Origin of the sequence: Vibrio sp. V04_P4A5T148, from assembly GCF_963875605.1 — a bacterium.
Classification (GTDB): Bacteria; Pseudomonadota; Gammaproteobacteria; order Enterobacterales; family Vibrionaceae; genus Vibrio; species Vibrio anguillarum.
This window is the reverse complement of the sequence record NZ_CAWNMS010000065.1, coordinates 1-20646: the sequence shown is the minus strand read 5'-3', so window position 1 is coordinate 20646 and position 20646 is coordinate 1. Positions and strand designations below refer to the sequence as shown.

Sequence of the window (20646 nt, the reverse complement as noted above, 5' to 3'; positions counted from 1 at the left end):
CATCATGCAACAACTCCCTTGATATTTATATAATTCACTCTATTTCAATAAGTTATTTGATATTAAAAAGTTATTGATTCATTTGTTTATTTTGGAATGTATTTTGCTTTAAGGCTGTTTAATAACAATAACTCACTATATTGGTGAGAAAATAATCAAGTAGCACAGGATTGGTGCGCAACATTTCAATGGAGAATCACTAAGATGACTCAAACCGTAAGTCAGGTTCAAGGTGCCGTACAAGCCCTGACTCAAAGTTCTGATACGCTATTTTTGCTGCTCGGAGCAATCATGGTGTTTTTAATGCACGCCGGATTTGCCTTTCTTGAGGTGGGGACTGTGCGTAAAAAGAACCAAGTGAACGCGCTGGTAAAAATTCTCGCCGATTTCGGTATTTCTACAATCGCCTATTTTTTTATCGGTTACTGGATAGCCTACGGCGCTCATTTCTTTGCTGATGCACAAACCCTTGCCCAAGGGAACGGCTATCATCTAGTTAAGTTCTTTTTTCTATTGACGTTTGCCGCCGCTATTCCTGCTATCGTTTCTGGAGGCATTGCCGAGCGCGCTCGGTTTTACCCGATTCTCATTGCTACTTTTTTCACCGTCGGGTTTGTTTATCCGCTGTTTGAGGGAATGATTTGGAATGGCAATTATGGCGTGCAAAGCTGGTTTGAAGCTCAATTCGGTGCTGCTTTTCACGATTTCGCTGGCTCTGTTGTCGTGCATGCAGTCGGCGGATGGATTGCACTCATCGCTGTCATGTTTCTAGGAATGCGTAAGGGAAGAGTACGTGCAGGAAAGCACACCAACTTTGCTCCATCCAACATTCCGTTCCTAGCACTGGGCGCGTGGATCCTTTGTGTGGGCTGGTTTGGTTTTAACGTCATGTCAGCGCAAACATTAAATGGAATTAGTGGATTAGTCGCGATGAACTCTTTAATGGCCATGACTGGTGGTATTTTAGCAGCGTTAATTGTCGGAAAAAATGACCCTGGCTTTATCCACAATGGTCCTCTAGCGGGATTAGTCGCGGTGTGTGCAGGATCGGACTTGATGCACCCACTGGGTGCCTTAGTGACGGGAGTGGTAGCGGGTGCTTTATTTGTTTGGTTGTTCACTCAACTACAAAACCGAACGAGAATAGACGATGTATTAGGTGTATGGCCATTACATGGTGTTTGTGGTGCATGGGGTGGGATTGCCGCTGGTATTTTTGGCCAATCATCACTCGGCGGCCTAGGTGGTGTCAGCCTCGCCGTTCAACTACTAGGAACCTTATTGGGTATTTCAGTGGCAGTATTGGGTGCCGCAATCGTTTATGGCTCTCTCAATGTATTGACTGGATTGCGTTTATCTGAAGAAGACGAATTTAACGGCGCGGATTTGGCTATTCATAAAATCTCCGCCATTAACGAAGATTGATTACATATAGACCGAAGCCGCGGGGTACTTCGGTCTATTTCATAGCTCGGTTTATGTCACAGAAAATAAGCAATCAATGGCTATTTTATACTATGGTCTAACCCTCAAAACTACTGTTGTTATTGCATCGGTGCTAAGCTAGCAAAAAAGCGTGCAATAAGGACATAGTATGAATTTCCCCTACAAGAATATCGTGATCCTCACGGGGGCAGGCATTTCAGCGGAATCAGGCATTAAAACATTTCGTGCCCAAGATGGGTTATGGGAAAACCATAAAATAGAGGATGTCGCGACCCCTGAAGGTTTCGCACGTGATCCCGATCTCGTACAGGATTTCTATAATCAGCGTCGTCGAAAACTCCAATCTGAATCAATACAACCTAATGCCGCCCACATCGCGCTTGGTAAATTAGAGCAAGAGCTAGAGGGAAACGTAACGATTATTACGCAGAATATCGATAACCTTCATGAGCGGGGGGGGAGCAAACAGGTGATTCATATGCACGGTGAGCTGCTTAAAGCACGCTGCAGCGTTTCTAACCAAGTAATAGAGCATAAAGACGACATTCTGAGCGGAGAGCTTTGTCATTGCTGTCAAATTCCAGCTCAAATGCGACCTCATATTGTTTGGTTTGGCGAAATGCCACTGCGCATGGGCGATATTTATTCAGCACTCGAGACGGCTGATCTTTTTATCTCTATCGGTACATCGGGCGTTGTTTATCCTGCTGCAGGCTTTGTTCATGATGCCAGAATGCATGGCGCGCACACCATTGAGATCAACTTAGAACCGAGTGCCGTTGAAAGTGAGTTTGAGGAAAAACGCTACGGTAAAGCCAGTATTGAAGTTCCGCGGTTAGTGGAAGAGATATTAGGGTTAGAAATGCCAAAAAAGAAACACGCCTAGAGTAGGCGTGTTATCTAAACATTGAATATGATCAATTATTTACTTTGAGCTTCTGGAAGTATTCGTCGTACAACACATTCGCTTCTCCCACCTCATCTTGCCAAAACCCGCTGTCCATCACAGATTGTGGAGGGAAGATATTAGGATCATTGGCGAAAGATTTGGGTAACAGTGAATAGGCTGTTTTAACGGGAGTTGGGTAACCAATTTCTAATGCGATTTTTGCTGCATTCTCAGGGCGCAATAAGAAATCAATCATCTTATGAGCCGCATCAACGTTTTTGGCCCCGGCCGGAATGGATATACTATCCATCCAGAAAATCGCGCCTTTTTCTGGCCAAATAATGTCAATTGAAGCGCCTTCTTGGCGGGCCATATACGCCGAGCCATTCCATAACATACCTAAAGAAACTTCACCCGCTAAAAAAGGGTTTGCCGGAAAGTCGGAGTTGAACACTAACACGTTTGGAATCAGTTTTTTAAGCTCTTCATAGGCCGCTTTAATTTCGTCAGGATCCGTCGTATTAGGTGAGTAACCAAGCTTACTCAGTGCAATATGGAACACCTCACGAGCATCGTCCATCATCATCAACTGACCTTCCCACTTGGCATCCCATAAGTCGCCCCAGTTTTTGATCAGTGATTTATCAAGCATGTCGGTATTAATACCAATCCCCGTTGCGCCCCAGATATAAGGGATAGAAAATTTGTTGTTTGGGTCGAACGATTTATTGAGATAGTTAGAATCAAGATCAGCAAAATGAGAAAGCTTAGCGTGGTCAATCTCCTGCAACATGCCTTCTTTACGCATTTTAGAAACAAAGTAGGTGGATGGCACGACAAGATCGTAGCCGGAACCTTGAGTCTTTAACTTGGCATACATGCTTTCATTAGACTCATAGGTTGAGTAAATGACTTTAATTCCTGTCTCTTTGGTGAAATCTTCGAGAACGTCGTGGGGGATATATTCAGACCAGTTGTAAAAATAAAGCTCTTGATCTGCAGCCATTGCAGGCGTAGTGAATAGAGTTGCTGCGCAAATAGCGCCAGCATACAGTGTGCTTTTCATTACGTTTCCATTTTAGTCGGTGCCAAAGCTTAACTAGGCAAGGGTGCGTGATACGAAAGTGCAAAGTATACCAGTTTTAACGAAAATAGGCAGCTAGTGCTGCCTATTTCATACTTTTTGCGGAATTATTGACCCGCTTTTAACTTCATAAAGTAATCTTCATACTGCACAGTTTTTTCACCAACGGCAGATTGCCATTCAACACGATCTAAATCATCTTGAGATGGGAAAAGAGCAGGGCTGTCTTTAAATTTCTCATTAGACGCTTTCACGCCAGTTAAATAACCCGTGTCGCGAGAAATTTGTTCTGCAATTTCTGGACGTAGCAAGAAGTCGATCATCATATGTGCGGCTTCTACGTTTTTGGCACCAGAACTGATAGCAAAGTTGTCAACCCAACCGATACCGCCTTCTTTAGGGAAAACAAGCTTAATTGGCAAGCCTTCTTTTTGCGCCGCTGCTGCAGAGCCATTCCACAGCATACCTAAGCCAACTTCACCAGAGAGGTAAGGAGCGGCAGGGTTATCTGAGTTAAATACCAATACATTGGGCATTAGTTTTTGCAGCTCAGCGTAGGCCTCATCAATTTGCTTTTCATCCGTAGTGTTACCTGAGTAACCTAACTTACGAAGGGCAATGTGGAATACCTCACGAGTATCATCCATCAACATTAGCTGGCCTTTCAACTCTGGGTTCCATAGGTCACCCCAGCTTTGGAAATCATTGGGATCATACATATCGGTATTAACCGCAAGCCCAGTGATAGCAACCACGTGTGGAATTGAATAATCATTATTTGGATCGTAAGGTTTATTCAAATAGTTGTTATCAAGGTTTTTAAAGTTGCTTAATTTAGACTTATCAATCTTTTGTAACATACCTTCATCGCGCATTTTAGAAACGAAGTAGGTGGATGGAACAACAAGATCATAACCTTGGTTGTGAGTTTTTAGCTTTGCATACAGGGTTTCATTCGATTCATAAGTTGAATAAATGACCTTGATGCCGGTCTCTTTAGTAAACTGCTCTAGAAGACCACTGTTAATGTACGGCCCCCAGTTCATGAATACTAGTTCCTTGTTTTCATCCGCTGTTACTGCTCCAGAGAACAAAGAAAGCGCACATGCACTACCAGCTAATAGAGTAGCCCATTTTTTCATTGACGTTAGCTCCAAACCAAACGTTGCCTATTTTTAGGCGTTAGATAGAAAAACAGAATGACGATTTGTCATTCTGTTTCGCGTAATGTATTACAAGATGTCGATTCTACTTCACTTTTTCCCTTGCTAACAACTGTGATGTGATTACTAGAGCCAATGAGACAACTAACATCACGGTCGCCAGAGCGTTAACTTCTGGGGAAATGCCAACTTTAACCATAGAATAAATCTTCAATGGTAAAATTTCGTAAGTAGGGCCGGTTACAAACGAGCTAATGATCACATCATCCAATGACAGTGTGAAACTCAGCAACCAACCAGCCGCAACTGCCGGTTTCGCTAATGGCAAAATGATTTTGGTCAAAATCACCCATTCGCCAGCACCGAGATCTTTGGCAGCTTCGAGCATCTTTACATCAAATCCGTTGAGGCGACTGTAAACAGTCACAACAACGAAAGGTAAGCAGAATGTAATGTGTGCAATCAACAAAGTAAGAAAACCTAGCTGAGCACCTAACACTAAGAATAGCGCAAGTAGCGAAATTGCCATGACAATATCTGGGGACATCATCACAACAAACAACATACCATTAACTGCACGTTTACCTTTAAATTGATAACGAAAAAGGGCTACAGCAGTTAAACTGCCAATCAGCGTCGCTGCTGTGGCTGAAAAAACCGCTACATTCAGCGAGTGCCATGCGGCCTGAACTAAGCTGTCGTTTGCAACTAAAGCGTGGTACCACTTGGTAGTGAAACCGCCCCATTTAATACCAAATTTGTTGTCATTAAATGAGTTTACAATCAGCACTATGATCGGTAGGTATAGAAATACATACACTAAACTCATAAAGCTAAATCTAACTGTTTTGCCCATTAGTCTAGCTCCACTTTCTTATTCAATAACTTACCAGCACGATAGTATGCATAAAGCATTACAGCCATCGCCAGAGTCAAGGCAATGCTGGTCGCGGCGCCAAATGGCCAATCACGAGCATTCAATACTTGGCTCTTAATCACGTTACCAATCAGTAGGTTTTTCGCGCCACCGAGTAAGTCAGCAATATAGAACATACCTAATGCTGGCAGTAACACCAATAAGCAGCCCCCGATGATACCCGGCATGGTCAATGGCAATACTACCTTGAGCAAAGTTTGAAGCTTATTTGCCCCTAGATCTCGCGCGGCTTCAATGTAGGTATCGTCCAATTTTTCAATAGCAGAATAGAGCGGAAGAATCATAAAAGGCAGCAAGATGTAAACCAAGCCAATCATTACCGCTGTCTCGGTGTACATAATACGCAGTGGTTTGTCTATGATGTCTAAAGCCATTAAAGCTTGGTTTAAGATGCCTTGCGTGCCCAGAACTATTTTTAATCCGTAGGTACGAATAAGAGAGTTCGTCCAAAAAGGAACAATCACCAAAAACAGCATAATTGGACGCCATTTTTGTGGCATTTTTGCGACAATGTAGGCAAATGGATAACCAATAACCAAGCAGAGAAGGGTAGCCACAATTGCCATATAGAAAGAGTGCATGAGCACTTTGGCGTAAAGTGGATCCAATAGGCGTGTATAGTTATCAAGCGTGAAGGTCATTTCAATTAAGTTGGCTTCATCGCGAGTCAAAAAGCTAGTACCAATGATCATAACGTTAGGGATTAGCACAAACAGCACTAACCACCCAACAATCAATGTGATAATAGCATTTTGAAGATTAAGCTTCTTGCTCATCATCGAGTACTACCTCCCAGCTTTCAACCCAAGTGATAGCGACTTTCTGGCCGAGAGAATGGTCCACATCAGGATCATCTTCGTTAAAGAATTCGCTAACCGTCACGCGCATGCCTGATTCTTCCAATTCGACTACAGATTCTAGAGTCATGCCTTTGTAGGTACGTTCTGTCACGTGTCCAACAATGCCTTTTTCTTCTGACTCTTTAATCTCTTCGATGCGAAGATCTTCAGGACGCAGCAAAACTTGTAGTTTGTGTCCGGGTTGTACATTTTGATCGTGGTAAACCACCGCTTCAACACCTTCGATATGTGCACGAATACGCTTATCGTCAATTCGTTCAATCGTTTCAGCATTAAATACGTTGATCTCACCGATGAAGCGAGCAACAAATAGGTTTTTAGGGTCTTCGTAAATTTCACGTGGAGAGCCATCTTGCTCAATTTTCCCTTCACGCATAACAATAATGCGATCCGACATTGATAAGGCTTCTTCTTGATCGTGCGTAACGAAGATAAAGGTGATCCCAAGCTGACGTTGAAGCTGCTTAAGCTCCATTTGCATCTGCTTACGCAGTTTATAGTCAAGCGCGGATAAAGATTCGTCTAGCAACAGAACCTTAGGTTTATTAACAACGGCACGCGCGATCGCGATACGTTGTTGTTGACCACCAGAAAGTTGACTTGGTTTACGCTGGGCCATCGCGTCGAGACGTACCATCCGCAGTGCTTCCATCACACGGGGTTCAATGTCCGTCGTTGGCACTTTTTGCATACGCAAACCAAACGCGACATTTTCAAATACTGTCATATGTGGGAAAAGTGCATAGCTTTGAAAGACGGTGTTAACGTGTCTCTGTTCAGCAGGAACTTTTGTAACATCTTGATTATCAAGAGTAATTGAACCTTGATCTGCGGTTTCAAAACCTGCAATCATTCTTAGTACTGTTGTTTTACCACAGCCAGAAGGACCAAGTATCGTTAAGAATTCGCCATGATTAACATCAAGGTTTAGGTTGCCAATGATTTCCTTACCATCGAAACTTTTACTGATACCAGAAAGACGAACTACTGGTTTTCCTACTGATTTTTTTACGTTCAACGTCTGTTTTTCTCCCACCTTGGTCTATAGGGATGCCTATCTTACGACCTGTCGCTATACACAATTGAGGCGCGCATCATAATCACCAAAAGAGTGAATTCAAAGCGTTTTCTTATATTGATACAGAAAAAGTTTTGTAGGTAGCAGTAAAGATTGATTACCATACAGAACTAACTAACTGTTCAATGCTTTCAAGTGGTTAATTATCAACCAAACACATAATAATGCAAGATCAGTTTAGGCTTCTGATTTTGGACTAGAGTGTATTGCAGTATAATGACAATAACTTTGTGACCCAAATACAGGCAACTTGCTTTTCCGTTGCCTAGGACATTTTATGAATAATGATATTGAAAAAGATTTCAATTTAGGCGGTAGTGTAGAGCATGCGCTCAAGGGAGATTACGAGCTAAAAGTTAACGCCGTGCTCAAAGAGGCATGGGATTGTACGATCAAGCAATTTATCTCCTTTTCTCCTTCCATCGTGATTCTTTTATTTGTGCAGCTTGCGATCTTCTATATTGCTTTAAAATTGCAACTGGGTGATCCATCACTAATCTTGGATGCGTTAGAAACACCAGAAGCTTTCACAGGCAATATTGTACAAGCTATTTTTGTTGCTAATTTTAGCTATGAGGTCGTTAGTGCACCTATTTATGCTGGCGTGAGCTTAATGGCGATGAGTCATGTCGCTGGATTAAGAACACAGCCAAGACATATAGGTAAGGGATTACAGTTCACCATCCCAGTGATTTTAGCAACGCTATTCAGCTTATTACTGCAAGGTGTAGCAGGAATGATTTTCCCATTGCTATCAATGTATTTGAGTATTGCGTTTAGCCAATCCATCTTATTGATCTGCGAAAAACGGGTTCCACCTATGCAATCACTGCTATTATCCTTACGCGCAGTAAATAAAAAAATCGTTCCTATTGCCGTGATTTATTCCGTGATCATGCTGATGTTCGTTGCCGCCGCGCTCTTTTATGGGATAGGTTTCATTTTTGTATTACCTTTCTTCTTCCATGCTAAAGGGATTATTTATCGCAATATGTTTGGCATCAAACTAAAGATCATAGCGACTAATCAATCCGACAATAATCCAAATTCTCAGGTGTTCAATGCGTAAAATAATCTTACTTACCGCCATCTCGCTCGTGGTTGTGAGTTGCAGCGTTTATTACGTCAAGCAAACCTCAACCGAGACGACTTACAAAAGCGACATTCCATCTTTGCAAGGTGCAAGAGCTATTGGCAAAGCGCCTGACTTCTCAGCCATCGATGATGTGAATGAGAAAAAGCATGCTTTTTTTTCTTTCTTAAAACCAGGGATAGCTTGGGAAAATTTACGTGTTTTGCGAGAGCGTGAAATATTAGAGAGGATTGCACAACATCATCTAAGCAATCAGATAGCCAAAAGTGACTATAGTGAGGCGCAAAAACTCTCTAAGCGATATGAAGTACCGATTCCTGCAGAAGGCATCACTAGCGCATGGCTAGAAAACATGCTGCATCGAGTTGACGTTTTACCCGAAGCGTTAGTCTTGACCCAGGCAGCGAATGAATCGGCTTGGGGAACCTCTCGCTTTGCAACTGAAGGAAACAACTATTTCGGTCAATGGTGTTACAGTGTAGGGTGTGGGTTGGTACCTTTGCAACGAGTGGAAGGTATGACTCACGAAGTGGCGAGTTTTGGTTCTGTTCAAGAGTCAATCCACGGTTACTTCATGAATGTTAACCGCAACTCCGCTTATCATGATTTACGAGAGATTCGTTTTCGATTAAGAAAAAATAATGCCGATTTATTGAGTGCTGACAGTGCCATGGAGATGACCAATGGCTTACTGAAATACTCAGAGCGCGGAGAAGCTTATGTGCAAGATCTTCAATCTATGATGCGTCACAATCAGCCTTTCTGGACAGAATAATAATGAAAAAAAGAACGCTTACCTTATTACTGACAACGTTATGCTTTGCTAACGCATTTCCCGTTAACGCTCAAGAGTATATGTTTACATACTCCAAGTTGTTTTCAGCAATGAAAAATAACGTGAAAGAAGAGTACCCCAATGTCAAAGTCGCTTATTATTTCCTTAATGCCAATACCAAGCAGCTCTGCCCAATAGAGAAGGCTTGGATGGAAAAAGAAAAGCACTATGAAGCGTTGAAAGTCAGTAGCAACCACGAACTACTACTTCCTTTAGACGATCATTTACGGCAAGCGAATCCGTTAGTGTTTGTCGATACTCCTCAAGATATGCGTTGTGACTTTTCGACTGTTGTTATGGCAAAAGAACAGTTCAAAGGAGAAATATCTTACCAACAGGTCGCCATCTTATTACCCCAGATGCAAAAATTACTGGAAGAGCTCGGCGGGATGTTTGCGAGTTGGTTCACACCCGATGTTTCTGGTGTCACACTCGAATTTGCCAATAATTTGAATTCGGTCATTCAGTTGAGTAACGGCGAAACCATTAACATAGAAAATGGCAAAGCCCAAGTGGATCTCAGTCAACTGGGTGAAGGTGGATCGATGCAGTTACCACAAGAAACGGTTCGCGTGTTACCTTACCTTCCCAAAGCGAAACATTAGACATGTTGGGCTAATATCAATAGGGCTGCATTCGCAGCCCTTACTCGTTTTATCTTTGTAGGAATATCAAAGATTGGTGACATCCAACTTCAAACTAGGATCAAACTCCATCACGCTATCCTCATCTTCGAGCGCTAGGATTGGCATCTCTTCTTTATCAAAACCAATGTCGCCGCCATTAATAACGCCTGAATCACGGTTAATCGACTTAAAGTCAAACAACTTGAAATCAGCCAAATGGCTAGGCACTACATTTTGCATTGCACTAAACATGGTCTCGATGCGCCCAGGGAACTGTTTATCCCAGCCATTTAGCATTTGCTTAATGTTTTGACGTTGCATGTTTGGCTGAGAGCCACATAGATTACATGGAATAATCGGATACTCTCGCATGTTCGCATATTTGATAATGTCTTTTTCACGACAGTAGGCTAGAGGGCGAATTACCACATGTTCACCGTTATCAGACACAAGTTTAGGTGGCATTCCTTTGATCTTTCCACCATAAAACATGTTCAAAAATAGCGTTTCTAGAATGTCGTCACGGTGATGGCCTAACGCAATTTTCGTCGCACCGAGTTCTTTGGCTGTACGGTACAAAATGCCACGGCGTAAGCGTGAACAAAGTGAGCAGGTGGTTTTCCCTTCAGGGATCTTATCTTGAACAATAGAATACGTGTCTTCTTCGACAATTTTATATTCAACGCCTAGCTGATCTAAGTACTGCGGCAGAATGTGTTCAGGAAATCCGGGCTGTTTTTGATCAAGATTCACGGCAATAAGCTCAAAGCTAACAGGGGCACTTTTCTGAAGGCTCATTAGAATATCCAGCATGGTAAAGCTATCTTTACCGCCAGAAAGACATACCATAATACGGTCGCCATCTTCAATCATATTAAAGTCAGCAATGGCTTGACCCGTATTACGACGGATACGCTTCTGAAGTTTATTGAAATTATATTGTTGAGCTTTGGTGCGCTCTTGAATTTGCTCAGTCATCAGTGTCTGGTCTTTAATCTTTAAAACAAAATAGAGTGCGTATGATACGGATAAATAGCGCAGATGCCAGATCTAACAAGTAAGGAAGATAAAAAATCCCCCTCGTCTATGACAAGGGGGATCGATGATAGATCGGGCCATTTTAAATAGAGGTTTTAGGATCTAAAGGGCTTACGTAGCCATGCGGCTTTAATGCTAAAACATCACAGTTAATTTTATCAATGACTTGTTCTGCCGTGTTGCCAATAAATACTGCCGATAACCCTGTACGCCCCGTCGTACCAAGAATAACCATCGCCGCATTGAGCTTTTCAGCTGCTTGAGGAATGACGTCTTCAGGCAAGCCTTGTTCTACAAGTGTTTGAGATTCATCTATACCATGCTTTTGTCGCAATGCTTTCATTGCCATCAAATGGTGACCACGAACAGCATCAGTGTAGGTCATTGGATCAAACTCGGGCAACTCAATGGTAATATTCGCAGGCGTAATAGGGTATGAATTCACCAGATAAGGTGTCGCACCTAAACGAGTGGTGAGGCTTTTTAGTTGTTCAACCATGCAATCATTTAAATCAATATGAGCCGGATTTTCTGACCCCACATGTACCGAAGCGATTATATTCGCATTCTGTGGCCAATCTGAATTTTTAACCAATAGCACTGGAGTTGGGCATTTACGCAATAAGTGCCAATCTGTCGGTGTAAAAATAACGGATTCCAGGACATCATGCTTGCGCGTCCCTTTGATCAGAATGTCATGTTCTCCGTAAAATATCTCAGCAATAATCGCTTCATAAGGGCGGTTATGCCACACCACTTTCACTTCAAATTGGATCGAACTATCAATATACGGTTCAGCTACTTTCCTCATCCATTGCTCGCGCTGATGGATAACACCACGTCGCATAGCATCACGTTCATCAACAGAGAGCATCGACGTCATGTCATAAGAGAAATCATAAATAGATAGAAAAAATGTAATGTGGCTAGAAGACGTGCTTTGCTGCGCTAACTGTATGGCTCTGGCAAGGGCGGGTTGTTCATCGTGGTTGATGTCAGCAACTACCAGAATCTTGCTATAAATACTCATATCGACTCCTTAATTATGGAGGAGGGCGTTAGAGTTACTTTAGCTCATAACCAGCGAGAATTTTAGAAAAAAAGAGAGTTTTTAACAGAAGTATGACGTAGCTCATTTAAGAGCTACCTCATTGAAGTTACTTAGTTTCTTTAGATACGCCTGCCAGTTCCATCAGTTGGTCATGGTCAAGGATTGTGATGTATTTGCCTTTAACGCTAAGGATTTCAGACTTCTGAAAACGGCCGAGTAGACGACTGATCGTTTCAACAGTGAGACCAAGGTAATTACCGATATCACCACGAGTCATTGTCAGACGAAACTCTCTAGGGCTAAAGCCGCGCTGAGAGAAACGAGTCGACAAGTTATAAAGAAAAGCCGCCAATCTTTCTTCTGCATTCTTTTTAGATAGCAGAAGAATCATCTCTTGGTCGCCCTTAATTTCATTACTCATCAAGCGCATAATTTGCTGACGTAACTTAGGCATTTTACCCGAAAGATCATCAAGAATTTCGTAGGGTATTTCGCATACCATTGATGTTTCTAGAGCCTGAGCAAAGCTAGGATGAGAATCATCAGTGATCGCGTCAAAACCAACTAAATCACCCGCTAAATGAAACGCAGTGATTTGTTCATCACCTTGCTCAGTAATGGTATAACTTTTAATTGTACCTGAGCGAATAGCGTAGAGAGACTTAAGGTCGTCACCAGCTTTAAATAGCTCTTGGCCCTTTTGGATAGGTTTTTTACGCTCAATAATTTGATCAAGTTGATCAAGTTCAGATTCATTGAGAGTAAAAGGAATACAAAGCTGGCTAATGCTGCAATCTTGACAGTGAATTGCACAACCACCAGATTGAATGCGCTTTGCCGCTGGCTTATCAGAAATCATAACAACCTTTCACTTTTTGATGTACATCAATATTTTAGCACCCATTACCCCTAAAGGATAGCGAAAAAAGATGCCATAAATCAGACAGCTACCACGTAGATGATAAAATACTCACTGCTCCATAACCCGTGTATAGACCATAGAGTATGATAAAAATCGCAGCAAAATGACGAAATATGAATGATTGTTGAATGTTCTTCAAACGGGTCGCTCCGTAACCAACAAGAAGCATCGCAGGTAAGGTTCCCAAACCAAAAGAGGCCATAACCAGTGCCCCAGACAGCGCACTACCGGACACCACAGACCAAGTCAGTACCGAGTAAACTAGCCCACAAGGTAACCATCCCCAGATAAACCCAAAAGGGAGAGCGAACCACGTTTTCCTAAGCGGGAGCAATGATTGCCCAAAAGGCGAAATAAAACTCCAGATTTTTTGCCCAACCTTCTCCAGCTTTAACAGACCAAACCACCAACGGCCAACATACAATCCAAGTACAATCATTAGGCCTGCCGCAATGAGCCGCAACCAAATCAACGCATGATTAAGTGTAGAAAATTCGGATAGCGAGGCGGCGAGGCCTCCTAATAAACCGCCAAACAGCATATAGCTGGCAATACGTCCAAGGTTGTAAAAAACAAGCAGTATTGGGAGTCGATCATTGCGTTTTTCACCTAAGGTCAAAAGAGAAGCAATTCCGCCACACATTCCCATACAGTGGCCAGCCCCAAGCAAACCGATAAAGAAAGCACCAATCCAATCTGCGGTCATTTTTTCTCTTCTTTTGATGAGGTAAGTTCATCTTCATCAAACAAAATATTGTGTCCTTGGCGTTCTAAATCTTCAAACTGTTCGCTCTTTACTGCCCATAAAAAGATGATGACGGCGATTGTAACCAAAACGATCGCTATGGGGATCAATATATAAAGACTTTCCATCTACTTATCCCTCTTTTTGAGTAGTCGAAGAGAATTAGATACCACAATAATCGAACTCGCCGACATGCCCACCACGGCAATGTAAGGAGCAACCAGCCCCGCAACGGCGAGTGGCAAAATAATAATATTGTATCCAAGTGACCACGCTAAATTTTCCCGAATAATTTTGCGAGCTTTTAACGCTAAGCTTCTGGCTTCCAATAATCTGTCGAGTCTATCTCCAAGTAAAACCATATCAGCGGATGCTTTTGCGACATCGGTTCCACTACCCATGGCGACTGATAAGTGCGCACCAGCAAGCGTTGGCGCATCATTAATGCCATCGCCAATCATCATGGTGATATCATCATCTGGTAACGACTTTAAGTAACTCAGTTTATCTTCTGGTTTGGCATTCGATACGACAATATCTATGTCCATTTCGGCGGCCACACTGTGTGCATTAAGTTGAGAGTCACCCGTTAATAGCGTGATCTTAATTCCTTCATGATGGAAACGATCGATAAATTGTTTCGCTTCACTACGGATAGGATCGCGGTACGTGAAGGTTGCCACGTGGTGCCCGTTGAGCGACAGATAAATACGATTTGCTCGAGCGTCACTGATGTCGTTCAAAACAAATTCGGCGCTGCCAATACGAACATCGCCTCCTAAATAATGACCTTGAATACCAGACCCAATCATATTCTGCACATGCTCAACACGAAACTCGTCATTACGATATTGCGCAAACGCTCTGGCAATGGGGTGATTGGCATGATGCTCCAAAGCAGCCGCTAGCGCCAAACAATGGTTTTCGTCTATATCACTATGCAACTCAACGTCACTAATTTCGATATCACCACGGGTCAACGTTCCCGTTTTATCAATAATCAAATGGTTAACTTTGCAAAGTGTTTCAAAGACATGGTTTTTTCTCAATAAAATACCAAAGTCACCCATTCGTGATGTAGCGCAAGTGATGGCTGTGGGAGTGGCAAGAGAAAGCGCGCACGGGCAGGTTGCCACCAAGACCGCTAACATGATCCAAAATGCATCTTCAGGTTTTGTCTGGTGCCAATAAAACCAAGTGGCTGCTGCAATAATCAAAATTACAGCTACAAAATATCTCGCGACAATATCTGCAATTTCTGCAATTTTAGGCTTAGACATTTGAGCTTCATCTTGCAGTTTAACGATATTGGAAATAACGGAATCTGCTTTAGATGCAGTAACTTCCAACTCGAAAGACTCATCGCCATTTAATGTGCCAGCAAAAACAGCATCACCGACTGTTTTGACAACTGGCACTGATTCACCGGTCAACATTGATTCATTAATATGAATACGCCCATTCAACACTCGACCATCAGCAGGGACGTGTTCTCCAGGCAACACGCGAATTCGATCACCAAGAGCTAGAGTTTTTACAGGCACTTGACGGCCATCCAACGTAGTTGCAACCGCAGGGATCAATTTCAGTAAATTGCCGCTAGCCGCCGCGGCTTTTCTACGCGCCCGCATCTCTAAAAATCGTCCAACCAGTAAGAAAAAGGTAAACATTGAAATGGATTCAAAAAAGACTTCGCCTTGTTCAGTCACTGTCGCTATCAGACTAGCAACATACGCAAAAATAAGAGCGATAGAAACAGGAACATCCATACCTAATGTTCTGCCTCTAATGCTTCGCCAAGCATTGAGGTAAAAGGGAAGGGCAGAGTATAAAAGTACGGGGGTTGCAAAGATCAAGCTAACCCAACGAAAATAATTGCGAAACTCAGAATCAAGATCACCGAAGACCTCAAGATAGAGCGCCACAGCAAGCATCATCACTTGCATGGTGGCTAGACCTGCAATACCCAAGCGATAAAGATATTGCTTCATTGATTGATGGTAGGCTGCCTCATGTGCGTCTGCTTCAAAAGGGGCAGCCTTATAACCTAATTTATGAATAGTCGAAAGTAATTCACTGAGTCGTGTTTGTGTCTTATCCCAACTGAGTAAAGCACGGTTGGTAGTGGTATTGACCCTTATCGAAATTACCCCATTTTTATGAGAGAGTTGTTTTTCAATTAACCAAGCACAAGCCGCACAAGAAACACCTTCTACCGATAACGTCACTTCTGACGTTTCGTTGTCGTTACGAACAAACTCTGCTTGTACATCGTCATTATCGTAATGAATGAGTGCTTTGAGCTGCTCTGGCACAAGCTCCACTTTATCTGCAGTGGTCGTTCGGTATTGGTAATAAGATACTAGGCCACTTTCTACAATGGTTTTAGCCACGGTTTCACAACCGGGACAACACATATCTCTGCTTTCACCTAGAATATCGAGTTTATAATCTGTGTTGGCTGGTACATCTTCACCACAGTGGTAACACGCTTTGCACATAGTTTAATTCATTAATTGAGTAGAAGTTGGCATTGGAAACGTTACTCGACCTTGGATTAACCACTCCTCATTGTGAGGAGTGAGTTCGATGAACCAAGGGCCTTGTAACGGGGCAGGCAGGGTAATGCGATATATACCTTGTGCATCCGATGCGACAAGTTGTGTGAAATCACGGTCTGGCAGTGTCCGATGAGCAAACATCATTTTAATCGCGGGGTAGTGTTCAAGCTCACCTTTATTAAATTTGAAGATAATATCATTACCCTCAGAGTAGACTTCCGAGCTGAGCTTTAATGCTTTTGCTTCGTTAATTTTTGATAGGTCAATATTAATGCCTTTGCCCTTTTTGTAGTAATCCTCTGTCACCAATGACACTGAATTCTGAGAAAAGACGATAACCGTTGCAATCGTCCATATCACCACAGTTAACGGTAAGATGATCAGAAACCACGGCCAGAATTGTTTATACCAAGGAGTTACCATAAAAAAGTTCTCAACAACAAAATAAAGAAGGCTTATTAAAAAGAGAAGAAAGACAGCCCTAATAAAGAGCTGCCTTTGTTGTGCAATTAGTTCTCGGTATTGCTTAAACTCCACACGTAAGCAGCAACCAGTTGAACTTTATCTTCACCGAGAATGTCATTCCAAGCAGGCATAACACCTGATCGGCCATGCATGACCGTTTGAGTAACATCGGCTCTTGAGTCACCAAATAACCAATCGTTATCAGTAAGATCAGGTGCTCCAAACGCAGGGTTACCTTTACCATCCGTACCATGACAAGCGGCGCAAACGACGAAGCGAGCTTTACCTGCTTCCGCTTCTCGAACGTTCACAGAACGCCCAGAAAGGCTTAGGGTATAACTCACCACTTCCTTCACACCTTGCTCACCGAGGACATCTTTCCAAGCTGGCATTTGTCCAATACGACCATGTCGGATAGTGGTCACAATCGCTTCTGGTTCACCACCATATAACCAAGCATTATCGGTTAGATTCGGAAAGCCTTTTTGACCACGAGCGTCAGAACCATGACACTGAGAGCAGTTTTGTAAGAATAAACGCTGACCAACCTTCAATGCATCAGAATCTGCTGCAATTTCAGGAATAGGGCGTAAATCCGAACCGCCGCCAGTATAAGCTAAGCGTTTAAATGCTTCACCAAAGTAGGTGTTTGCGTCATCTAACTCTTTTGCATACTGTACTAACACTTTATTGTTTTGCGCATTTGCAATCGAGGCTTTGGACTCATCAAGAGAGCGAATGGTTTGATCTGAACTTTGCCAACCAAGTACACCTTTAAAACTACCTAACCCAGGATAGAGGGTCAGATAGATAGCGGCAAAAATAAACGTACTAATAAAAAGATAGGTCCACCATTTAGGCAGAGGGTTGTTGAGCTCACGAATACCATCGTATTCATGGCCCATATCCGAGCCTTCTTCCACTCCCATTTTGTCTTTTAAACACCAAACGAGCAGAATCGCACAGCCCAGCAAAGTTCCCACCGTAATGATGATGACCCATAGACTCCAAAATGTCGTCATTGTTTAGTCACTCCTTGTTCCTTAGAGGATTTGGGCTGTTCATCGGCAAAAATGAGGTTAGCCGCTTCATCGAAACGAGCTTTACGGTTTTTGCCATAGGCCCACCACACTACGCCTATAAAACAGACGAACAGCACTATGGTCCAAATACTGTGAATAGTACCGATATCCATAACTACCCCTTACTTCATTGCGTGACCAAGAGATTGAAGATAAGAAATGATTGCATCCATTTCTGATTTCCCTTCGACATCTTTTGCTGCATTCGCGATTTGTTCATCGGTATACGGCACACCAAACTGATTACGGAATAATTCAAGTTTGCTTTGCGTAAGCTTGCCGTCCAACACATTTTTTGCTAGCCAAGGAAAACCGGGCATGTTTGATTCAGGAACCAGTTCGCGAGGATTAGTCAAGTGAACTCGATGCCATTCATCAGAATAACGACCACCAACACGAGCCAAATCAGGTCCAGTCCGCTTCGAACCCCACACAAATGGATGCTCCCAAACACTTTCACCAGCCACCGAATAATGACCATAACGCTCCGTTTCGGAACGGAATGGGCGAATCATTTGGCTATGGCAAACGTTACAACCTTCGCGAATATAGATATCACGGCCTTCAAGTTGCAGCGCAGTGTAGGGCTTAAGATTTTCAACAGGCTCAGTAGTTTGCTTTTGGAAAATCAATGGCGTGATTTCAACCAAGGCTCCCCAACTGATGGCAAAAATAATGAAAATAGCCAGTAAACCGACATTACGTTCGATGATTTCATGGCGATTATTAGAACTCATTCTTTCATCTCCTTATGCCGGTTGAGGAATAGCTTTTAAGCTATTATCTGGTGCAAAAACCGTTTTATACGTGTTGTAAGCCATCAGGAACATACCTGCTAAGAAGATAAATCCACCAATGAATCGAACGGTATAGAATGGGTAAGAGGCTTGGACAGACTCAACAAAACTGTACGTTAACGTACCGTCAGAGTTAACAGCACGCCACATCAAGCCCTGCATAACACCTGAAATCCACATCGCAACGATGTAGAGCACCGTACCAATAGTCGCTAACCAGAAGTGAGCATTGATCAGACCAACAGAGTACATACGCTCTTGGTTAAATAGGCGAGGGATTAAATGGTATACCGAACCAATCGACACCATTGCCACCCAACCTAGAGCTCCAGAATGTACGTGACCAATAGTCCAGTCGGTGTAGTGTGACAGTGCATTAACTGTCTTAATCGACATCATTGGTCCTTCAAACGTAGACATTCCGTAGAATGACAATGAAACGATGAGGAATCGTAAGATTGGGTCATAGCGCAGTTTATGCCAAGCACCAGATAACGTCATGATCCCGTTGATCATCCCGCCCCATGAAGGAGCAAACAACACCAACGACATCACCATGCCAAGTGACTGAGTCCAGTCAGGCAGAGCAGTGTAGTGTAGATGGTGCGGACCAGCCCAAATGTAAAGAGAGATCAAAGCCCAAAAGTGAACAATTGATAAACGGTATGAATAAACAGGGCGTTCAGCTTGTTTTGGTACAAAGTAATACATCATACCAAGGAAGCCGGCAGTAAGTAGGAAACCCACCGCATTATGACCGTACCACCACTGAACCATAGCATCCACCGCCCCAGCGTAAACTGAATACGATTTACCCATAGAAACAGGGATTGCCATGCTATTTACAATATGTAATACAGCAACAGTAAGGATAAAAGCTCCGAAGAACCAGTTTGCCACATAGATATGTGCCGTCTTACGTTTGACGAGTGTTCCAAAAAACACTATCGCATAAGATACCCATACAAGAGCAATGGCGATATCAATTGGCCATTCTAATTCCGCGTATTCTTTACCGGAGGTATAACCCAAAGGTAAAGTTATTGCTGCAGATAAAATAATGGCTTGCCATCCCCAAAAGGTGAAGGGCACAAGAGGACCACCAAATAGACGAGTTTGACAAGTACGCTGAACAACATAATAAGATGTTGCAAAGAGGGCACTTGTACCAAACGCAAAAATAACCGCATTAGTATGCAGAGGACGTAAGCGACTGTACGTCAACCACGGCGTATCAAAGTTTAGCTGTGGCCAAACTAATTGAGCGGCAATCAAAACACCTACAGCCATCCCAACAATACCCCAGAGAATAGTCACTAAGGTAAATTGCCGAACAACTGTATAGTTGTAGTTTTGTTCAAGCTGCTTTTCTTGGCTCATTTGCATGCTTCCAATTTCTAATTAACTACACTTTACTTCCAACACGACACATGTCGTAATGCCCCCCAAATCCACAATAGAAATACTGCTTTATCAGAACGTTACTATCTATTGCTGACTTTAAAAAAAAGTGGCATTTTCAACCGTCAACTATACTGCAATTAACAATTCAATGACAGAGTAGTAACCTTACAGTTGTTCAGGATTTGGCCTTTTATTTCAAAACTTTGAAGTTTGTTACACGAGGAAGGAAGCATCATGGCTTCAGAAAAGCTTACAAAACACAGGTTTGCTCAAATACTAATCACATTGCTCATTCTTTTGGTCGCTTTTTTCTGGAGGACTTTTTCTTATCAAAACGTCGACATGACGAGCTGCACTCCAACGCCAAATTGTTCTGTATTTGTAAATGAACAGGAAATTATAGTGATTAAAGATGATAAAAACCCAAATCAATACATAATTGGGCCACGAATTCCTGAACTAGAAATACATACAAATGGAACACTTATTCAACATTCCGACCACTGGATAATCCAACCAAATTCACCATAAACTCTTACTAAATAATAACTAGAATGAAATCTTCGATTA

At 42.6% G+C, this 20646-nt stretch carries 22 protein-coding genes; 6 read left to right on the top strand and 16 right to left on the bottom strand.

The window, feature by feature from the left end; genetic code table 11:
• Window positions 1–204 precede the first annotated feature (204 nt).
• Both AACT18_RS13700 and cobB read left to right on the top strand, forming a co-directional pair.
• Window positions 205–1425, top strand: a complete 1221-nt coding sequence (locus tag AACT18_RS13700) for an ammonium transporter (protein WP_019281009.1) — start codon at window positions 205–207, stop codon at window positions 1423–1425.
• Window positions 1426–1594: 169 nt separating this feature from the next.
• Window positions 1595–2332 (top strand): Sir2 family NAD+-dependent deacetylase, encoded by a 738-nt coding sequence (gene cobB, locus AACT18_RS13695; RefSeq protein WP_013856880.1) that lies wholly within the window; start codon window positions 1595–1597, stop codon window positions 2330–2332.
• 31 nt (window positions 2333–2363) lie between these two features.
• On the opposite strand, the gene AACT18_RS13690 is transcribed toward cobB, so the two are convergent.
• The 5 genes from AACT18_RS13690 to potA form a co-directional block, all read right to left on the bottom strand.
• Window positions 2364–3401, bottom strand: coding sequence for an extracellular solute-binding protein (locus AACT18_RS13690; protein ID WP_013856881.1), 1038 nt, complete (start codon window positions 3399–3401; stop codon window positions 2364–2366).
• Between the two features lie 125 nt (window positions 3402–3526).
• Window positions 3527–4561, bottom strand: a complete 1035-nt coding sequence (locus AACT18_RS13685) for an extracellular solute-binding protein (protein ID WP_026027330.1) — start codon at window positions 4559–4561, stop codon at window positions 3527–3529.
• A 106-nt stretch (window positions 4562–4667) separates the two neighbouring features.
• Window positions 4668–5438, bottom strand: coding sequence for a spermidine/putrescine ABC transporter permease PotC (gene potC / locus AACT18_RS13680; protein ID WP_013856883.1), 771 nt, complete (start codon window positions 5436–5438; stop codon window positions 4668–4670).
• Window positions 5438–6295, bottom strand: a complete 858-nt coding sequence (potB, locus tag AACT18_RS13675) for a spermidine/putrescine ABC transporter permease PotB (RefSeq protein WP_026027331.1) — start codon at window positions 6293–6295, stop codon at window positions 5438–5440. Before potB ends, potC begins: the two co-directional genes overlap by 1 nt.
• Window positions 6279–7415, bottom strand: coding sequence for a spermidine/putrescine ABC transporter ATP-binding protein PotA (gene potA, locus AACT18_RS13670; RefSeq protein ID WP_017047640.1), 1137 nt, complete (start codon window positions 7413–7415; stop codon window positions 6279–6281). Before potA ends, potB begins: the two co-directional genes overlap by 17 nt.
• 319 nt (window positions 7416–7734) lie before the next feature.
• Here potA and AACT18_RS13665 point away from each other — a divergent pair, with 319 nt between their 5' ends.
• Genes AACT18_RS13665 through AACT18_RS13655 form a run of 3 tightly spaced genes read left to right on the top strand, consistent with a single transcriptional unit; the run spans window position 7735 to window position 9990 of the window.
• Window positions 7735–8526 (top strand): membrane protein, encoded by a 792-nt coding sequence (locus tag AACT18_RS13665; RefSeq protein ID WP_026028002.1) that lies wholly within the window; start codon window positions 7735–7737, stop codon window positions 8524–8526.
• Window positions 8519–9325 (top strand): glucosaminidase domain-containing protein, encoded by an 807-nt coding sequence (locus AACT18_RS13660; RefSeq protein ID WP_094125502.1) that lies wholly within the window; start codon window positions 8519–8521, stop codon window positions 9323–9325. Before AACT18_RS13665 ends, AACT18_RS13660 begins: the two co-directional genes overlap by 8 nt.
• Before the next feature lie 2 nt (window positions 9326–9327).
• Window positions 9328–9990, top strand: coding sequence for a DUF2987 domain-containing protein (locus AACT18_RS13655; protein ID WP_047689451.1), 663 nt, complete (start codon window positions 9328–9330; stop codon window positions 9988–9990).
• A gap of 66 nt (window positions 9991–10056) precedes the next feature.
• On the opposite strand, the gene ttcA is transcribed toward AACT18_RS13655, so the two are convergent.
• From ttcA to ccoN, 11 genes are all read right to left on the bottom strand, one after another.
• Window positions 10057–10989 carry a tRNA 2-thiocytidine(32) synthetase TtcA gene (ttcA, locus tag AACT18_RS13650; RefSeq protein ID WP_094125501.1) on the bottom strand — a complete coding sequence of 311 codons (933 nt, stop codon included), beginning with the start codon at window positions 10987–10989 and terminating at the stop codon, window positions 10057–10059.
• Window positions 10990–11131: 142 nt separating this feature from the next.
• Window positions 11132–12079: a universal stress protein UspE gene (gene uspE, locus AACT18_RS13645; RefSeq protein ID WP_013856890.1), complete on the bottom strand. Its 948-nt coding sequence runs from the start codon at window positions 12077–12079 to the stop codon at window positions 11132–11134.
• Window positions 12080–12206: 127 nt separating this feature from the next.
• Window positions 12207–12959 (bottom strand): FNR family transcription factor, encoded by a 753-nt coding sequence (locus AACT18_RS13640; protein WP_010320258.1) that lies wholly within the window; start codon window positions 12957–12959, stop codon window positions 12207–12209.
• Between the two features lie 88 nt (window positions 12960–13047).
• Window positions 13048–13728 (bottom strand): sulfite exporter TauE/SafE family protein, encoded by a 681-nt coding sequence (locus tag AACT18_RS13635; protein ID WP_094125500.1) that lies wholly within the window; start codon window positions 13726–13728, stop codon window positions 13048–13050.
• Complete coding sequence (gene ccoS, locus AACT18_RS13630; RefSeq protein WP_013856892.1) at window positions 13725–13895, bottom strand: cbb3-type cytochrome oxidase assembly protein CcoS; 171 nt, start codon at window positions 13893–13895, stop codon at window positions 13725–13727. The genes AACT18_RS13635 and ccoS overlap by 4 nt, the downstream gene beginning before the upstream one ends.
• Complete coding sequence (locus AACT18_RS13625) at window positions 13896–16268, bottom strand: heavy metal translocating P-type ATPase (RefSeq protein WP_094143507.1); 2373 nt, start codon at window positions 16266–16268, stop codon at window positions 13896–13898.
• 3 nt (window positions 16269–16271) lie between these two features.
• Complete coding sequence (locus AACT18_RS13620; RefSeq protein WP_017042885.1) at window positions 16272–16751, bottom strand: FixH family protein; 480 nt, start codon at window positions 16749–16751, stop codon at window positions 16272–16274.
• 86 nt (window positions 16752–16837) lie between these two features.
• A complete protein-coding gene (gene ccoP, locus AACT18_RS13615; protein ID WP_013856895.1) occupies window positions 16838–17815 on the bottom strand; it encodes a cytochrome-c oxidase, cbb3-type subunit III in 978 nt (325 codons plus the stop codon).
• Entirely contained in the window at window positions 17812–17988 is a 177-nt protein-coding gene (locus AACT18_RS13610) for a CcoQ/FixQ family Cbb3-type cytochrome c oxidase assembly chaperone (protein ID WP_010320252.1), read from the bottom strand. The genes ccoP and AACT18_RS13610 overlap by 4 nt, the downstream gene beginning before the upstream one ends.
• A 9-nt stretch (window positions 17989–17997) precedes the next feature.
• On the bottom strand, window positions 17998–18612 hold the full coding sequence (gene ccoO, locus AACT18_RS13605) for a cytochrome-c oxidase, cbb3-type subunit II (protein ID WP_013856896.1): 615 nt from the start codon (window positions 18610–18612) through the stop codon (window positions 17998–18000).
• A 12-nt stretch (window positions 18613–18624) separates the two neighbouring features.
• Window positions 18625–20052, bottom strand: a complete 1428-nt coding sequence (ccoN, locus tag AACT18_RS13600) for a cytochrome-c oxidase, cbb3-type subunit I (RefSeq protein ID WP_026027333.1) — start codon at window positions 20050–20052, stop codon at window positions 18625–18627.
• Window positions 20053–20310: 258 nt separating this feature from the next.
• Here ccoN and AACT18_RS13595 point away from each other — a divergent pair, with 258 nt between their 5' ends.
• On the top strand, window positions 20311–20607 hold the full coding sequence (locus AACT18_RS13595; RefSeq protein WP_094144240.1) for a hypothetical protein: 297 nt from the start codon (window positions 20311–20313) through the stop codon (window positions 20605–20607).
• Window positions 20608–20646: the final 39 nt, after the last annotated feature.

Excerpts from the sequence above, each read along its gene's own strand:
- AACT18_RS13685 (WP_026027330.1), bottom strand. The coding sequence starts at position 4,561 with ATGAAAAAATGGGCTACTCTATTAGCTGGTAGTGCATGTGCGCTTTCT.
- cobB (WP_013856880.1), top strand. The coding sequence starts at position 1,595 with ATGAATTTCCCCTACAAGAATATCGTGATCCTCACGGGGGCAGGCATT.
- AACT18_RS13635 (WP_094125500.1), bottom strand. The coding sequence starts at position 13,728 with ATGACCGCAGATTGGATTGGTGCTTTCTTTATCGGTTTGCTTGGGGCT.
- potB (WP_026027331.1), bottom strand. The coding sequence starts at position 6,295 with ATGAGCAAGAAGCTTAATCTTCAAAATGCTATTATCACATTGATTGTT.
- AACT18_RS13610 (WP_010320252.1), bottom strand. The coding sequence starts at position 17,988 with ATGGATATCGGTACTATTCACAGTATTTGGACCATAGTGCTGTTCGTC.
- ccoN (WP_026027333.1), bottom strand. The coding sequence starts at position 20,052 with ATGAGCCAAGAAAAGCAGCTTGAACAAAACTACAACTATACAGTTGTT.
- uspE (WP_013856890.1), bottom strand. The coding sequence starts at position 12,079 with ATGAGTATTTATAGCAAGATTCTGGTAGTTGCTGACATCAACCACGAT.
- AACT18_RS13640 (WP_010320258.1), bottom strand. The coding sequence starts at position 12,959 with ATGATTTCTGATAAGCCAGCGGCAAAGCGCATTCAATCTGGTGGTTGT.
- ttcA (WP_094125501.1), bottom strand. The coding sequence starts at position 10,989 with ATGACTGAGCAAATTCAAGAGCGCACCAAAGCTCAACAATATAATTTC.
- ccoS (WP_013856892.1), bottom strand. The coding sequence starts at position 13,895 with ATGGAAAGTCTTTATATATTGATCCCCATAGCGATCGTTTTGGTTACA.
- AACT18_RS13665 (WP_026028002.1), top strand. The coding sequence starts at position 7,735 with ATGAATAATGATATTGAAAAAGATTTCAATTTAGGCGGTAGTGTAGAG.
- AACT18_RS13625 (WP_094143507.1), bottom strand. The coding sequence starts at position 16,268 with ATGTGCAAAGCGTGTTACCACTGTGGTGAAGATGTACCAGCCAACACA.
- AACT18_RS13660 (WP_094125502.1), top strand. The coding sequence starts at position 8,519 with ATGCGTAAAATAATCTTACTTACCGCCATCTCGCTCGTGGTTGTGAGT.
- AACT18_RS13655 (WP_047689451.1), top strand. The coding sequence starts at position 9,328 with ATGAAAAAAAGAACGCTTACCTTATTACTGACAACGTTATGCTTTGCT.
- ccoP (WP_013856895.1), bottom strand. The coding sequence starts at position 17,815 with ATGACGACATTTTGGAGTCTATGGGTCATCATCATTACGGTGGGAACT.
- potC (WP_013856883.1), bottom strand. The coding sequence starts at position 5,438 with ATGGGCAAAACAGTTAGATTTAGCTTTATGAGTTTAGTGTATGTATTT.
- AACT18_RS13690 (WP_013856881.1), bottom strand. The coding sequence starts at position 3,401 with ATGAAAAGCACACTGTATGCTGGCGCTATTTGCGCAGCAACTCTATTC.
- ccoO (WP_013856896.1), bottom strand. The coding sequence starts at position 18,612 with ATGAGTTCTAATAATCGCCATGAAATCATCGAACGTAATGTCGGTTTA.
- AACT18_RS13620 (WP_017042885.1), bottom strand. The coding sequence starts at position 16,751 with ATGGTAACTCCTTGGTATAAACAATTCTGGCCGTGGTTTCTGATCATC.
- AACT18_RS13595 (WP_094144240.1), top strand. The coding sequence starts at position 20,311 with ATGGCTTCAGAAAAGCTTACAAAACACAGGTTTGCTCAAATACTAATC.
- AACT18_RS13700 (WP_019281009.1), top strand. The coding sequence starts at position 205 with ATGACTCAAACCGTAAGTCAGGTTCAAGGTGCCGTACAAGCCCTGACT.